Annotated in this window: 19 protein-coding genes (1 of these 19 only partly in view); 6 read left to right on the top strand and 13 right to left on the bottom strand. The window is 61.1% G+C overall.

Annotated elements, in window-relative coordinates; genetic code table 11:
• Positions 1–38 precede the first annotated feature (38 nt).
• The 10 genes from J9870_RS20420 to soxR all read right to left on the bottom strand — a co-directional run bounded on the left by J9870_RS20420 (position 39) and on the right by soxR (position 7,431).
• A complete protein-coding gene (locus J9870_RS20420; protein ID WP_210639733.1) occupies positions 39–932 on the bottom strand; it encodes a zinc ABC transporter substrate-binding protein in 894 nt (297 codons plus the stop codon).
• Positions 933–1,832, bottom strand: a complete 900-nt coding sequence (locus tag J9870_RS20415; RefSeq protein ID WP_210639732.1) for a metal ABC transporter permease — start codon at positions 1,830–1,832, stop codon at positions 933–935. It lies immediately after the preceding gene.
• Positions 1,832–2,584 (bottom strand): metal ABC transporter ATP-binding protein, encoded by a 753-nt coding sequence (locus tag J9870_RS20410; RefSeq protein WP_210639731.1) that lies wholly within the window; start codon positions 2,582–2,584, stop codon positions 1,832–1,834. The genes J9870_RS20415 and J9870_RS20410 overlap by 1 nt, the downstream gene beginning before the upstream one ends.
• On the bottom strand, positions 2,581–3,510 hold the full coding sequence (locus J9870_RS20405) for a zinc ABC transporter substrate-binding protein (protein ID WP_210639730.1): 930 nt from the start codon (positions 3,508–3,510) through the stop codon (positions 2,581–2,583). Before J9870_RS20405 ends, J9870_RS20410 begins: the two co-directional genes overlap by 4 nt.
• A 35-nt stretch (positions 3,511–3,545) precedes the next feature.
• On the bottom strand, positions 3,546–4,121 hold the full coding sequence (locus J9870_RS20400) for a DUF6162 family protein (protein ID WP_210639729.1): 576 nt from the start codon (positions 4,119–4,121) through the stop codon (positions 3,546–3,548).
• Entirely contained in the window at positions 4,118–4,444 is a 327-nt protein-coding gene (locus J9870_RS20395) for a hypothetical protein (protein ID WP_135846383.1), read from the bottom strand. The genes J9870_RS20400 and J9870_RS20395 overlap by 4 nt, the downstream gene beginning before the upstream one ends.
• Positions 4,441–4,980 (bottom strand): thiamine pyrophosphate-binding protein, encoded by a 540-nt coding sequence (locus J9870_RS20390; RefSeq protein ID WP_210639728.1) that lies wholly within the window; start codon positions 4,978–4,980, stop codon positions 4,441–4,443. The genes J9870_RS20395 and J9870_RS20390 overlap by 4 nt, the downstream gene beginning before the upstream one ends.
• Positions 4,977–6,191 carry a PepSY domain-containing protein gene (locus tag J9870_RS20385; protein WP_210639727.1) on the bottom strand — a complete coding sequence of 405 codons (1,215 nt, stop codon included), beginning with the start codon at positions 6,189–6,191 and terminating at the stop codon, positions 4,977–4,979. Before J9870_RS20385 ends, J9870_RS20390 begins: the two co-directional genes overlap by 4 nt.
• 225 nt (positions 6,192–6,416) lie before the next feature.
• Entirely contained in the window at positions 6,417–6,875 is a 459-nt protein-coding gene (locus J9870_RS20380) for a VOC family protein (protein WP_210639726.1), read from the bottom strand.
• Positions 6,876–6,960: 85 nt separating this feature from the next.
• Positions 6,961–7,431, bottom strand: a complete 471-nt coding sequence (soxR, locus tag J9870_RS20375) for a redox-sensitive transcriptional activator SoxR (RefSeq protein WP_210639725.1) — start codon at positions 7,429–7,431, stop codon at positions 6,961–6,963.
• Between the two features lie 96 nt (positions 7,432–7,527).
• On the opposite strand from soxR, the gene J9870_RS20370 reads away from it, so the two are divergent.
• The 5 genes from J9870_RS20370 to J9870_RS20350 all read left to right on the top strand — a co-directional run bounded on the left by J9870_RS20370 (position 7,528) and on the right by J9870_RS20350 (position 12,177).
• On the top strand, positions 7,528–7,893 hold the full coding sequence (locus J9870_RS20370) for an antibiotic biosynthesis monooxygenase (RefSeq protein WP_210639724.1): 366 nt from the start codon (positions 7,528–7,530) through the stop codon (positions 7,891–7,893).
• A gap of 116 nt (positions 7,894–8,009) precedes the next feature.
• Positions 8,010–8,276 carry a hypothetical protein gene (locus J9870_RS20365; RefSeq protein WP_210639723.1) on the top strand — a complete coding sequence of 89 codons (267 nt, stop codon included), beginning with the start codon at positions 8,010–8,012 and terminating at the stop codon, positions 8,274–8,276.
• Positions 8,277–8,378: 102 nt separating this feature from the next.
• Positions 8,379–8,993 carry a LysE family translocator gene (locus J9870_RS20360; protein WP_210639722.1) on the top strand — a complete coding sequence of 205 codons (615 nt, stop codon included), beginning with the start codon at positions 8,379–8,381 and terminating at the stop codon, positions 8,991–8,993.
• Between the two features lie 159 nt (positions 8,994–9,152).
• Positions 9,153–10,319 carry an aminotransferase class V-fold PLP-dependent enzyme gene (locus tag J9870_RS20355; protein ID WP_210639721.1) on the top strand — a complete coding sequence of 389 codons (1,167 nt, stop codon included), beginning with the start codon at positions 9,153–9,155 and terminating at the stop codon, positions 10,317–10,319.
• 49 nt (positions 10,320–10,368) lie between these two features.
• On the top strand, positions 10,369–12,177 hold the full coding sequence (locus tag J9870_RS20350; protein ID WP_210639720.1) for an aminopeptidase P family protein: 1,809 nt from the start codon (positions 10,369–10,371) through the stop codon (positions 12,175–12,177).
• 8 nt (positions 12,178–12,185) lie between these two features.
• Here J9870_RS20350 and J9870_RS20345 read toward each other — a convergent pair whose 3' ends face one another.
• On the bottom strand, positions 12,186–12,776 hold the full coding sequence (locus J9870_RS20345) for a 2-hydroxychromene-2-carboxylate isomerase (RefSeq protein ID WP_210639719.1): 591 nt from the start codon (positions 12,774–12,776) through the stop codon (positions 12,186–12,188).
• A 31-nt stretch (positions 12,777–12,807) separates the two neighbouring features.
• A complete protein-coding gene (locus J9870_RS20340; RefSeq protein WP_210639718.1) occupies positions 12,808–13,536 on the bottom strand; it encodes an SDR family oxidoreductase in 729 nt (242 codons plus the stop codon).
• A gap of 89 nt (positions 13,537–13,625) precedes the next feature.
• Here J9870_RS20340 and J9870_RS20335 point away from each other — a divergent pair, with 89 nt between their 5' ends.
• Positions 13,626–14,195, top strand: a complete 570-nt coding sequence (locus J9870_RS20335; protein WP_210639717.1) for a TetR/AcrR family transcriptional regulator — start codon at positions 13,626–13,628, stop codon at positions 14,193–14,195.
• A gap of 7 nt (positions 14,196–14,202) precedes the next feature.
• Here the strand turns inward: J9870_RS20335 and J9870_RS20330 are convergent, their stop codons facing one another.
• On the bottom strand, positions 14,203–14,222 hold the 3' end of the coding sequence (locus J9870_RS20330) for a hypothetical protein (protein WP_042729241.1). Its footprint extends 262 nt past the window's final position; only the last 20 of its 282 coding nucleotides appear in the window; the start codon falls outside the window, past its right edge; its stop codon occupies positions 14,203–14,205.

Raw genomic sequence — 14,222 nt, 5'->3', positions numbered from 1 at the left:
AGCAAGCTCGCCCCCACAGGTTGGTCGGACTTCTGCCATCAGTTCGTCGTCAGTGCTGCGACAACCAGCCCCACATTGCTCTCCAGCTCGGCCACCGGATCGGCACCGTCGGTGCTCAGCACCAGTAGCCGGCTGCCGCCCTCGCTGATGGCCGCCTTCACCGCCTCCGAAGGTTGGCGATGATGCAGCACCACCGCCACGTCATTGTCCTTCAAAGTAACGGTCAATTGCTTGAGGGCTTCGGCTGTCCACTCGGCATCGGGGCGAGCATCGGTGCTGATCCCGTCGAGATTGAGTCCGCTGATCAGGTAAGCGAAATGTTCACTCAGGCTGACCACGCTCAAGTTGTCGGCACTGGCCAGGCGTTTTTCGCTATCGGCACTGAGCTTGAGCAAGCGCTGCTTGAGGGCTGCCAGGTTGGCGTCGATCTGTGGCCTGGCTACCGGGGCCAGGCGCACCAGGTCGGCGGCGATCACATCGGCCATGCGTCCCAGGTTATGGCTGGCCATCCACGGCTGGCTCGCCAGGCCGTCAGTCATGCCCGGTTGTACAGCGATGCCGGGCAGGGCGCCGTCCACCGGGCGAGCGGCGTCGACTTCGACGATGCGAATATTGCTGCGGCGGGCCATGGGGTACAGCGGATCGTCCGGCCACAGCGAGCGCAGGCCGATTACCCCATCCGCCTCGCTGGCGAGTTTACTCAGGGCTGGCGCCCCTCGGCCGCTGAAATAGGCGCTCTGGCGGGTGCCGGGCAGGTTGGCGGGTGCGGCTCGCTCCAGGCTGACGTCGGTGCCCTTGAGCAAGGCTTCACTCAATCCGTAGGTGATCGGTAACGATGCCAGCAGACGCACTTTTTCGCTGGCAAATGACGAGGTAACGGCCACGCTGCACAGCGCTGCGGCCAGGGCCAGTTGTCGTAATGAAAAAACCATTTATCCAAGATTCCCTTTGAGGCTGGGGACGACGCCACGGGCGATGGCGCTCAGGGCGAAGGCGATGCCGGCCGCCAGGATGATCGCGGCACCGGACGGGATCGGCAGGTCGAACACAATTGGCGCGAGAATTCCGCACAAGGTGCTCAGGGTGGCGATCAGCACTGAACACCAGAAAAAGCCTTTCAGCGATTGGCTGAGCAGGCGTGCCGCCGCTGCCGGAATGACCAGCAGTGCGCCCACCAGAATCGCGCCAATGACTTTCACCGCCGCCACGGTGATCAACGTCACCAGTACCACGAACAGGTAGTCCAGAGTCTTGACCGCCACCCCGCGCACCGCCGCCAGTTGCGGGTTGAAGCTGGCGAGCATGATGCGGTTATAAAGCGGCAACGCCAGGGCCATCACCAGCGAGCCGACCACCGCCAGCACCAACAAGTCGTTGCCGTTGACCGTCAGCACCGAACCGAACAGCACGTTCTCCAGGATGTGCACGTTGATCTTGCCTGCCAGGATCAACAACAGGCTGGCGCCCAGGGCCAGGGACACCGAGAGGAAGACGCTGATCAGCGTGTCCGGTGCCAGGCCGGTGCGGTTGCGCAGGTAATTGAGCAGGATGCCGAACAGCAGGCAATAGCCGAACAGGCTGCCGTAAGGGCCGGTGTAGGGTTCGCCGAGCAGGATGCCGACCGCCACGCCGGTCAGCGCCGCATGGCCCACCGCCTCGGAGAAAAACGCGAAGCGCTTGACCACCACCAGCGTGCCGAGACCGCCCAGCACCGGGCCGATCAACAGCCCGGCCAGCAACGCATTGACCACAAACCCGTAGGCCAGCGCCTCGGGCAAGTAACCGGACGAGGCCCAACCCTGGACCATCAAGCGAAAGGCTTCATAACTCATCAGGCAGCGCTCCCATTCGTGCGTGGATGGGTGGAAAACAGCGTCAGCAAGCGCTCTGGGGTCAGGGTCTGGCGTGGCGGGCCGTCGAACAGCACTTTGCGGTTCAGGCCGGTGACACGGTCGGCCAGGCGCCCGACGGCTTCCAGGTCATGCTCGATCCACAGCACGGTGATGCCGGCCTGGCGCCAGTCCTGCAGCAATCGTTCGAACACCTGGATGCCGGCCTCATCCAGCGCCGACATCGGCTCATCCAGCACCAGCAACTGCGGCGACGGAATCAGCCCCTGGGCCAGCAACACCCGCTGGCGCTCACCGCCGGACAGCGCGCCCATGCGCCGCTTGCGTTTGTCCTGCATGCCCACTCGTTCCAAGGCCTGGCCGATGGCGCCGGCGTAATGCTTGCTCAGGCCGAGGAAGGCCGGACGCCGCTGACACATCGCCGCCATGAAATCATCCACGGTCATGGGCAGGCCCCGGTCGAACTCCAGCGCCTGGGGCACATAGCCGATGACACCGGGTTCACCCGGCCATTGCAGGCTCAAGCGTCCCTGGTGCGGCATCTGCCCGAGCAGGGTCTTGATCAACGAACTCTTGCCGCCGCCGTTGGGGCCCACCAGGGCATGGATGCTGCCGGGCTGCACCTGAAACCCCACGTTGTCGAGAATCGTGGTGCGGCCCAGGTTCAGGCTGACATCGGCGAATTCAATCGAGGGGCCGACGCGGTGCGGGGTGAGGGTTTCCTGGACGGTCATGCGCCAGACTCCTGGATCGCCCGGACTACGGTGTCGAGGTTGCCGGCCATTTCCTTTTCGTACTTCTCGGCGCTGTAGTCCCCGTAGGAAATGTGCGAGAGCGGGTACAGCTTCACACCCGATTCGCGCTGGATGGTGTCGACGTAGGTGGAGGGGAAATCCATTTCCGAGAAGATCACCTTCACGTCCAGCTCACGCAGTTGATCGATGGTCTTTTTCAACTGGCTGGGGCTCGGCTCGATGCCGTGGGCTGGCTCGACCACGGCGGTCACTTCCAAGCCGAATTCGCGCAACAGGTAGTCGTAGGCTGCGTGCACCGTGGCGACCCGCAGCTCGGCATTGGGCGCCTGGGTCAGCTTAGCCAGGGCGGCGGCGCGCATTTGGCGCAGGCGCTTGCCGTAGGCGCGGGCATTCTGGGTGTAGGTCTTGGCATTGTCCGGGTCGAGCTTGCCCAGCTCTCGGGCGATGTTATTGACCTGGGCAATGGACGCGCTGATGGACAGGAACGTATGTGGGTTGACGACCTTGCCGGCACCTCGGGCGGCGGTGCCGGTGGCGGCCAGCAACGGTACGTTTTCGTTGGCCTCGATCACCTTCACGTTCGGGGTTTCGCTGGCGGCGATCATGCGGTCGGCGAAGTCGTCGTGGCCCACGCCGTTAAGCACGATCACGTCGAGGCCGCTGATGCGCTTGATGTCCTCGGCCCGAGGTTCATAGGCATGGGGGTTGAAGCCGGCCGGGATCAGTGGCACCACCTCGGCCTTGTCGCCGACGATGTTCGCCACGTAGCTGTAATAAGGGTGCAAGGTGATGCCGATGCGCAGGCGCTTGGCCGTTTCGGCGCTGGCGTGTGGGGTGAGCAGGCAGGCCAGCAGACCGATCAGCAGCAGGCGCAGCAAGGGGCGGCGTGGAGTGGCAATAGGCATGGGCGAAGGGTCTTCTCTCGAATAAGGGCGTGGGATCAGTGCCGGTGCTGGCGGGTTACGCCGGCGTCGAATTGCGCAACGATCTGTTGCCAGCCGGCGGTGGACAAAGTGGCGTCGTCCAGCGCGGTGGGGGCAGTGAGGCCGTTGCCGCGATTGAGCCAGATGTCGGGAGCGGCGTCGGACGCTTCGCTGATGCGCATCAGAAACGAACCAGCGACGGATGAGTTGCTGCTCGCGCCGAAGTAGGCCCGGTCTTCCAACTGTTGCCAGGCATGACCGCCGCGGCTGACGGAACTGGCGTCCTGGGCGAACGGGGCAAAGCCTTCATCGGCCAGCGTTTGCGGGCCGGGCAGGACCTGTTGTTCTTCGCGCAGCAGGCGGATTTCATCCAGGGTTACCCGCAGGTCCGCATAGATGCCTTGTTCGGCGGCGTTGAGATCGCGACGGGCATCGAGTTGGTTCGCGGCGAGGTGACTGCTGTCTTCGGTTTTACCGTGCCAGGCCACGACCGATCCGGCCACCAGCACGATGAACAGGCACAGCAGCAACACATACAGGGTTTCATGGCCCGCGCCGGCCGGGCGGATGACTTGGGTGGTGGGATTGCTCATGGGGCCTCGATGTCGGCTTGGTCGATTTCCACCACGTGGCCGGGGCCGGCGTCGAAGAGCACGTAGAATTCGGCGTTCGGTTTCTTGAAGGTCAACGTCGAATCGGCGCCGAGCTTGCCCGGCACCAGGATGGTTTCGTCGTAGCCGATCACGTCCAGCGTTACCCCAGGCGCACCGCTGCCATCGGAAAAGCCACCCGTGCACTGGATCTGTTCGGCGTCGATGGCCTTGCATTCGCACATCGGGTTGTGGGCCAGGGCGCTGCTGGCGAAACCGGCGCAGAGCAGCAGCGCCAGGCTGTTGAGAGAGGCGCGGGGGGTCATGGTTGGGCTCCTTGGGTTTTCAGCCAGGCAATGGTGGCGGGAGAGGCCTGGCTCAGGGGAATGGCGGCTTGGTGCATCGAGCCGTCCCAGCCCTCGAGGGTTATCCACAGTTCGGCGTCGAGCGGGGTCTTGGGCGGCACCGGCAACGAAGCTCCCATGCGATAGGGCGAGCCGAAGAAAATGACCCCGGCGGCCCGCAGGCTGCGGGGCTTGCCGATACGCAGGTAGGTGGCCTTGACCTCGCCGATGCAACGTTGGCACAGGGCTGCGTTGAAATGTTTCATATGCCCGGCCGGGCCATCGGGGCGTGGGGCTTCGTTGCGAAACTCGGCAAGACGCAGGCTCCACGGCCCGACCTTGACTTCGCCGACCTCCCGTTCGCCAAGCCCGGTATCCCCGCGGAACAATGCCGCTTCCGAGAAATACTTGGGCATGAAACCCAGGGGTATCAGCAACAACAGCACGTTGAGGTGAAAACGCCACTTATGCCAGAACAGACTCAGGCGTGAGGGGGCCGCTGCGGTGGGCGAACTCATAGGTTGCCCTCCGGCGATTCACGGTGGAGGGACGGCTGCGGTGACCTGGCAATTCGGGCTTCGCGGGCGGGTTTCTGGCTGCGCTTGAAGGCATTGGCGGTGGCCAGGGCCGTGCGTTTGGTCCAGATCAGCAACCCGCTGAGGACCATCATGCTCAGGACCAAACCGAAGAAGAACCAGATGAGCTTGATCCAGAGGCCGCCAAAGTCCCCGGTGTGCAAGGGGCGCATGGATTCGGTGACGAACTCCAGCGCCGTGCGGTCCGACAGCAACCGTGAGGCAGCCACGTCACCGTTGTAGGGGTTGATGGTGGCGGTCTGGAACATCAAGGGGTACCAACCACGGCCGCCGATTTCCAGGTGGCTGTAGGCATTGCCGGGCAGGCTGACGAAACTTGCGTCCAGGCCCGGGATTCGCTGCTGGGCGATTTCAATCGCGCGGTCCAGGCTAAGTTGCGGCGGTGCAAGACCATCGGTAGACAGCGGAACGCTTTCACGCGCCACCACTGGAATGACGGGCTCGCTGGAAATGGAAATTTGATTGTCCGACAGCAAGGCCTCGATCAGGAACCAGGTGCCGGTAATGGAAATCACCGCGATGAACCAGATCGACCAGATACCGCTGAGCCGGTGGAAATCGCCCCAGAAAATTCGCGCGCCGTGGCGAATCCGCAGGGTCGGGCGGAAAAAGCCTTTCCAGAAACGCTTGTAGACCACCAGCCCGGTCACCAGTGAGGCCAGCAACGGCAGCCCCAGCAAGGACACCAGGTACCAGCCCCAGCTGTAGCCGTTGGTGAACGGCACCAGCCACCAGCCATGCAGGGCACGGGTGAATCCCCTGAAATTGAACGCCGGTGCCGAGCCCTGGATCACGCCGCTGTACGGGTTGACGTAGACCGTGTCGGGGCGCCCGTCGGGATAGGTCACCTTGGCTTCCAGCGCAAAATGCGATTCGTCCGGACGCGCGATGCTTAGCACCTGGGTCAGTGGTTGGGCTTGCTTGATCGCGCCAATCACTTGGTCATAGCTGAGCAGCGGGGCATCGTCCGATGGCTTGCTGGCACGCATGTCGGGGTTGGCCAGCCAGACGATCTCCTGGCTGACCACCGCCAGGGTGCCGGTCACGCAGACGATGAGCACGAAAAACCAGATGGGCAATGCCAGCCAGCTGTGCACCAGAAACCAGAGTTTGGAGCGGGACTTCTTCGACATGATTGAACGTCTTGATTCGATGAAAGGTTCTGGATTACGGGCTTCGCAATCTCATGAACCCTGAAAAACCGGCCGTGGCTTTTGCCGACGCGGCCGGCTGCATCTAATTAAGACGAACCAGCAAGTGAAATCCTGAAGGGGAAGATGAAAGAAAATGTTTCGCGTTTCGTGTCTCTGGCTTTTGTGGCGAGGAGCAGGTGCCCTCGCCACACAGCAAGTCAACCGTCAGCCCTGTTGAAACATCTCCCTGGCCCGCTGTTCGATCTGCTCCTGAGTCAGATCTTCCTTATGAGTGGCCAGAAACCACACATGCCCATAGGGATCTTTCAAAGTCCCGGTACGGTCACCGTAGAACTGATCCTTGACCTCGGAAATCACTGTGCCACCGGCGTTAATCGCCTGGGCAAAGGCGCTGTCCACATCTTCGACATAAAGGTGCAGACCCACTGATGGCGATTGATCCGGGTTGCTCAGAGGCCCTTGATCGCAAGGCGTGCCGAGCATGATCGGGTAGCCGTTGATCCGCAGTTCGGCATGGCCGATGCCCCCGTCGGGCATGGCCAGGCGCATGACCTCGGTGGCATTGAAGGCTTTTTTGTAGAAATCGATGGCTTCGGCAGCTTTTTGAATGCCCAAGTAGGGCGTGATGTTATTGAACCCTTCGGGAGTGGATTTGACGCCCATGACGTTTCTCCTTGTTGTTATGGGAGGCGAAGAGGTCTTCGTCGATTTGCGCCCATCCACTATAGGCCAGCACCTTGGGGCCGGCTTACGGCCCGACGAACGTCTGCGGTTTGTCCAACAGATGCGCTCCCGGCCCCCGCTCAGCCAACACATCCCCCTGATTGCGCAAGGGGCAACTGTCCATCGACAGACAACCGCAGCCGATGCAACCGTTGAGTCGATCGCGCAGCGCCAGCAATTGATTGATGCGCTCATCCAGGTCGCGGCTCCACTGCGCCGACAAGATCTTCCAGTCGGCGGCCGTCGGGGCGCGGTCGTCCGGCAGGGTTTTCAACGCCGCGCCGATTTCTGCCAAGGGGATGCCCAGGCGCTGGGCGACCTTGATCAGCGCCACGCGCCGTAGCACTTCCCGTGGATAACGGCGTTGGTTGCCCTGGTTACGTGTGCTTTTGATCAGTCCCTTGGACTCATAGAAGTGCAGGGCTGTGACCGCCACGCCGCTGCGGGCGGCCACTTGGCCGACGGTGAGTTCCTTATGGACATTTATCTGCGTCATCGCCTGAGTTACCGCTTGACCTTGAGTTAACTAGAGGTTTTAACCTGCACGCCTTCGGATCGCAAGATTCGCCTTACGGGCATCGGGGGACCTTTCATGCAATCGCCAAGGAATAATCGCAGCTTCACCCAACTCATGGAGTTCGACATCGAGCCGCAATGGCTGCCGGCGCTGGTAACGGCCCTGTCGGAACAGACCGAGCGCCTGGCGCGGGATCATAAGGGCTTCCTGAGTGCCAGTATCCAGGCCAGCGAGGACGGTCGCCGCGTTCTTAATTACTTGCAATGGCAAACCCGAGAGGCGGGCGAGGCGGCGTTTCGAAGCTTCGAAAACGGCGAGCAGGATTTCTGGCGGTTGATCCAGGCTCACCGCGCCAAAGCCGTGACATTCGGTTCGTTTCAAGTGCTGCACAACATTGAGCGCAGCCTGGACAACGCGTTGCACTGCCAGTTGGTCGATTGAGCGCAACAGGTGATCCGAGCAGGCGATACCCACTATCAAGAGGGTTGATTTCTGCTGTGGGGGGCCGGCGAGTAGCCTTTGTTCATCGCCCAACTTCAGAACACCGGACACCCGCCATGAACCGTACCTTTGCCGTTTTGCTGCTGTTGACTGCCACCGTATTGAGCGGTTGCGCCGCCTCGTCTCCAGAGCTGCGTCCCTACACCGCCGACGAAACCCGGGAACTGGCCCTTGAAGCTTTAAACCGCCGGGGCCTGTCGTTCGACGAATACCACGCGAAAAAAGCCGAGCTGCTCGGTACCGCGCAAAAAAACGTGGGCTTCGACGATCAGGGCCAGATGAGTGCCGAGCAGGTCGTGCAACAGCCCGGGCGGTCAAGCTGAGGGACTGTACCGCTCGAAGTTTTGCCCAACTGTCCATGGGTTTGCGCCAGGACGTGGGGTAGGGTCATGACTTGACTGACTGCCCCGATGGATTGACCTGCCATGACCCTTTCGCTTGACCTGTTACTGGGCTTCGCCCTGTTTGCCCTGGTGACCTCGATCACGCCAGGCCCTAACAACACCATGTTGTTGGCCTCGGGTGTCAATTTCGGGTTCAACCGCACCATCCCCCACATGCTGGGCATTACTTGCGGTTTCTTTTCCCTGGTACTGGCGGTGGGCCTCGGCCTGGGTGCTGTGTTCCAGAGCTATCCGTTGCTTTACACGGTGCTGCGTTATGTCGGTGCCGCCTACTTGTTGTACTTGGCGTGGAAAATCGCGCACTCCGGCCCGGTTTCGGAAAACCAGTCGAGGGAACATACGCCGATCAGTTACTGGGGCGCAGCGGCGTTCCAGTGGGTCAACCCGAAGGCCTGGATCATGGCCATTGGTGCCATCAGCACGTATACACCGCTGCAAGGCTATTTCTTCAATGTGGTGGTCATTGCGGCGGTGTTTGCCCTGATCAACCTGCCTAGCGTGAGCTTGTGGGTGATCTGCGGCAGCCTCTTGCGTAATTTGCTGCGTGATCGTCGCTGGCTGCGCCTGTTCAACTGGGGTATGGCGCTGTTGCTGGTCGCCTCGTTGTATCCGTTGCTGCTCGAAAGCCTTCGTTGAGGGCTGAGCTTCGACGCGATGCCTGCTAAGCTCCCGGTTCAGGAGCGTTCCTACGCACTTTTAAACGAAGTCCGACTTCTTTAAGGTCTTCGATCAGGTATTGCTAGTCTCGAACCCAACGAGGGCGCCTGATCCCGGAGCAGGCTCTGCGAGTTTCCCATGAATAAACGTCCTTTATATTTCGATTACGCCGCCACTACGCCGGTGGATGAGCGGGTCATCCAGGTGATGGTCCAATGCCTGGGCTTTGACGGTAACTTCGGCAACCCGGCTTCCAGTTCCCACGCCTTTGGCCAGGAGGCCCGCCGCTCGGTGGAACGGGCGCGCCAGCAGGTGGCGGAACTGGTGGGTGCACAGGCCGAACAGATCATCTGGACTTCCGGCGCCACCGAATCCAACAACCTGGCCCTCAAAGGTGTGGCCCAGGCGCGCGGCGCCTCTGCTGGCCACGTGATTACCAGCCTGATCGAACACAAGGCGATTCTCGATACGGTCCGGCAGTTGGAGGAAAGTGGTGTTGCGGTAACTTGGCTTGCGCCCGACGCCGAGGGCCTGATCAACCCGCAAGCTGTTCGCGAGGCGCTACGCGAAGACACGTTCCTGGTGTCGCTGATGCTGGTGAACAACGAACTGGGCACTGTCAATGATGTCGTCGCCATCGGTGAGATCGTTCGCGAGCATGGCGCGCTGTTGCATGTTGACGCGGCCCAAGGCGCTGGAAAGGTGAAGATTGACCTGGCTCGGTGGCCGGTGGATCTGATGTCTTTTTCGGCGCACAAAGTCTACGGCCCCAAGGGTATCGGCGCACTTTACGTCGGCGACCGCGCCCGACCGCGTCTGGCGGCACAGATTCATGGTGGCGGGCACGAAGGCGGTTTGCGCTCCGGCACCCTGGCGACCCACCAGATCGCAGGCATGGGCGCCGCATTCGAACTGGCGGCTGAGTCGTTTGACGACGAGGCCGCTAAAATCGACCGATTGCGCAATCGTTTGCTTGAGCCGATGCTGGCATTGCCCGGCGTGTGTATAAATGGCAGTGCGACCCAGCGAATTCCTCATACGCTGAGCCTGACTTTCAACGAAGGTGAGTTCAACCCGGCAACATTGGGCGCATCGATTGCCTTTTCCGCGACCTCGGCTTGCAACTCGGCGAGCAACACGCCGTCTCACGTGCTACTGGCCTTGGGTCACGATGCCCGCGCAGCCGGGCGGACCATTCGTTTGAGCCTGGGGCGCTTTACCAGCGAGCAGGATATCGACGAGGCGGTGCGGTTGATCAAGGCCGCGTGCGCCACTGCGCCGGCGTTCTGGGCCACGACTCCATGAGCCGAGCTTCTTCGGCACTGAACAACAATATTGATGAGCAGGAGAAACGATGAGCACCAAGCCTTTGACCCATGGACTGGTTCCCCAGCGCCTGGCCCGAATTCGCCAACTGATGAGCCGTGAAGGCATTCACGCGCTGCTGGTGCCATCGGCCGATCCGCATCTTTCGGAATACCTGCCGGGCTATTGGCAGGGGCGGCAATGGCTGTCGGGGTTCCATGGCTCGGTGGGCACCTTGATCGTAACCGGCAGTTTCGCCGGCGTCTGGGCCGACAGCCGTTATTGGGAACAGGCCACCCAGGAACTGGAAGGCAGCGGCATCGAACTGGTCAAGCTCATTCCGGGCCAGCCCGGTCCGTTGGACTGGCTGGCCGAACAAACGCCTGAAGGTGGAGTGGTTGCGGTCGACGGTGCGGTCATGGCCGTGGCCTCGGCGCGGACTCTGGGCGGCAAGCTTGAAGAGCGAGGTGCGCGCTTGCGCACCGACATCGACCTGCTCAAAGAAGTCTGGACTGATCGGCCAAGCTTGCCCGATCAACCGGTCTACGCGCACTTGCCACCCCAGGCGACTGTCAGCCGGGTCGAGAAACTCGCCAAGCTGCGCGAATCCCTCAAGGAACGCGGCGCCGACTGGCATTTCATTGCCACCCTGGATGACATCGCCTGGTTGTTCAACCTGCGTGGCGCGGACGTGTCCTTCAACCCGGTGTTCGTCTCCTTTGCTTTGATCAGCCAGCAACAGGCAACGCTGTTCGTGGCTTTGGACAAGGTCGATGCTGCGCTGCGGGCCGTTCTTGAGCAGGATGGTGTGACACTGCGCGATTACAGCGAAGCGGCGGCCGCGCTGAGGGAAGTGCCGGGCGGGGCGAGTCTGCAAATCGATCCGGCGCGGGTTACGGTTGGCTTGCTGGATAATCTGGACAGTGGCGTGAAGCTGGTCGAGGGACTCAATCCGACGACGCTGGCCAAGTCCCGTAAAAGCCTGGCCGACGCCGAGCATATCCGGCGGGCCATGGAGCAGGACGGCGCGGCGCTCTGTGAGTTCTTCGCCTGGCTGGAAAGTGCCTGGGGCCGCGAGCGAATCACCGAACTGACCATCGACGAGCACCTGACTGCAGCCCGCACCCGTAGGCCGGATTTTGTCTCCCTGAGCTTCAATACCATCGCCGCGTTCAATGCCAACGGCGCGATGCCCCATTACCACGCCACGGAAGAATCCCATGCAGTCGTCGAAGGCGATGGCTTGCTGCTGATCGATTCCGGCGGCCAGTACCTGGGCGGCACCACCGATATCACCCGCATGGTGCCGGTTGGAACACCCAGCGCCGAACAAAAACGTGATTGCACTCGTGTGCTCAAGGGTGTGATTGCCTTGTCCCGGGCCAAATTCCCACGGGGCATTCTATCGCCCTTGCTGGATGCGATTGCCCGCGCGCCAATCTGGGCCGAACAGGTGGACTACGGCCACGGCACCGGCCATGGCGTCGGTTATTTCCTCAACGTCCACGAGGGGCCGCAGGTGATTGCCTACCAGGCCGCCGCTGCGCCGCAGACTGCTATGCAGGCGGGCATGATCACCTCCATCGAGCCGGGCACTTATCGTCCAGGCCGTTGGGGGGTGCGTATCGAGAATCTGGTGTTGAACCGAGAGGCGGGTAAAAGCGAGTTCGGTGAGTTCCTTGAGTTCGAAACCTTGACTCTGTGCCCGATCGATACTCGCTGCCTGGAGCCCTCGTTGCTGACCCAGGATGAAAAAGACTGGTTCAACGCCTATCACGCCGAGGTTCTGCGTCGATTGAGCCCGTTGCTGGAGGGGGATGCACTGCACTGGCTGAACGCCCGGACAATGGCAATCTGAGGTAAGGATCAGCCCAGGGCTTCACGGACGAAGTCCAGTCGATCCTGACCAAAGAACAGCTCGTTGCCGACGAACATACTCGGGGCGCCGAACACGCCCCGTCGAATAGCTTCTTCGGTGACGGTCTTGAGTGCGTTCTTGACCTGTGCGTCGGCCGTGAGGGCCAGCACATATTCGGGGTCGAAGCCGTTTTCATCCAGCACCGCTGCTACCGTCGTCGGGTCGTTGAGGTTACGGGCGTCCACCCACAGGGCGCGGAACAGGCAGTCGATAAAAGCCTCGAAACGTTCAGGATGACGCAGTTGGATACCCGTCACGGCGCGCATCAGCAACAGGGTATTGATTGGAAAGTGGGGAGGAAGCTTGAAGGCGACACCGTAACGTTCGGCGAAGCGATTCAAATCCTTGAACATGTAAGCGCCTTTGGCCGGTACGGTCACCGGTGAAGCATTGCCTGTCGCCTTGAAAACGCCGCCCAACAGCATGGGGCGGTAGATCAGTGCACTATGGGTCCGTGCGCAAAGCGCTGGCAATTGGGTGTAGGCCAGATAAGTGGCCGGGCTACCGAGATCAAAGAAAAACTCCACCGATTTGCCCATGGTATCTGCTCTCTTGTTGTTGTGAGGGAGGTTACCAGCGTTCGCTCCAGGGACGCAGGTCTAGCTCAAAGGTCCAGGCGTCTCGAGGTTGGCTGTGCAGATACCAATAATTGTCAGCAATGTGATCGGGATTGAGGATGCCGTCTGTGTCCTTGGTCGCATATTTTTCTGGAAAATTATCGCGGATGAAGTCCGTGTCGATAGCGCCGTCCACCACCACATGGGCCACGTGAATATTCATCGGTCCCAGTTCGCGAGCCATGCTCTGGGCCAGTGCCCGGATGCCGTGTTTGGCGCCTGCGAATGCGGCGAACCCTGAAGCGCCACGCAACCCTGCTGTTGCCCCGGTAAACAGAATCGTCCCACGCTGACGCCTGACCATCCGCTTGGCCACTTCCCGTGCATTGAGAAATCCGGAGAAGCAGGCCATCTCCCAGATCTTGAAATATTTGCGTGCAGTTTCTTCGAGGATGCTGCAGGGCACGTTGGCGCCGATGTTGAATACAAAAGCTTCAATCGGGCCGATCTGCTCCTCGATCTGTTCGATCAGCGCGATCACGTCGTCCTCTTTACGGGCGTCGCAGGCAAAGCCGTGGGCTTCGCCGCCCTGGGCTCGGATCCCATCAACCAATGGCTCGAGTTTGTCGGCGCTACGGCGGGTAACGCAGGCGACAAAACCCTCCTGGGCGAAGCGTCTGGCAATCGCGCCACCCGTGGCGTCGCCCGCGCCAACAACCAGTACGACCTTCTTGTTATTCATGATTAGCCTCATTGGTAAACGATCGTTAGCTAAACGGACGTTATGCTAAGATCCGGCGAGCGTCAAGGTGAGCAATTAGAGGCAAGGCCATGCGTTATTCAGCCAATCACAAAATGGAAACCCGAGAAAAGCTGCTTTCCAGCAGTGCCGAATCTGCTAAGAAATCGGGTTTTTCCACGGTCGGCGTCGATGGCTTGATGAAAGCGATAGGGTTGAGCGGCGGGGCTTTCTACAGCCATTTCTCATCCAAGGATGAGCTGTTCAAGGCCATTGTTGAACGAGAGTTGGCCCAGAGCCTGGATCGCTTGAGTGGCGACAGTGTTGTGGACGCAACGAAACTGGAGCGTTGTCTGAGGCAGTACCTGAGCATGAGTCACGTTGAGCAACCGGAGGTAGGTTGTGCGCTGCCGGTGCTGGGCGCCGAGATCGCGCGATCGGATGTGCAGGTGAGGGAAGCGGCACAGACATGGATCTGCCGTTTGCATGAAAGCTGGGCGCGAATACTGGGAAGCGACAGCCTGGCCTGGGCAATCCTCTCGCAATGCGTGGGTGCGTTGGTTGTTGCACGGATGCTCGCCACGCCAGAGGTTCAGCGTGATGTCCTGAAATCCAGCTACGACGAAATCAGCCGTCGTATGGCCGAGCAGCGGATTGACTGAGCGCTGCTTATTTACAGATTACAATCA

This window comes from Pseudomonas sp. Tri1, from assembly GCF_017968885.1.
In the GTDB taxonomy this organism is placed as follows: domain Bacteria; phylum Pseudomonadota; class Gammaproteobacteria; order Pseudomonadales; family Pseudomonadaceae; genus Aquipseudomonas.
The sequence above is the reverse complement of the archived record's forward strand: the minus strand, read 5'-3'. Positions and strand labels throughout refer to the sequence as shown.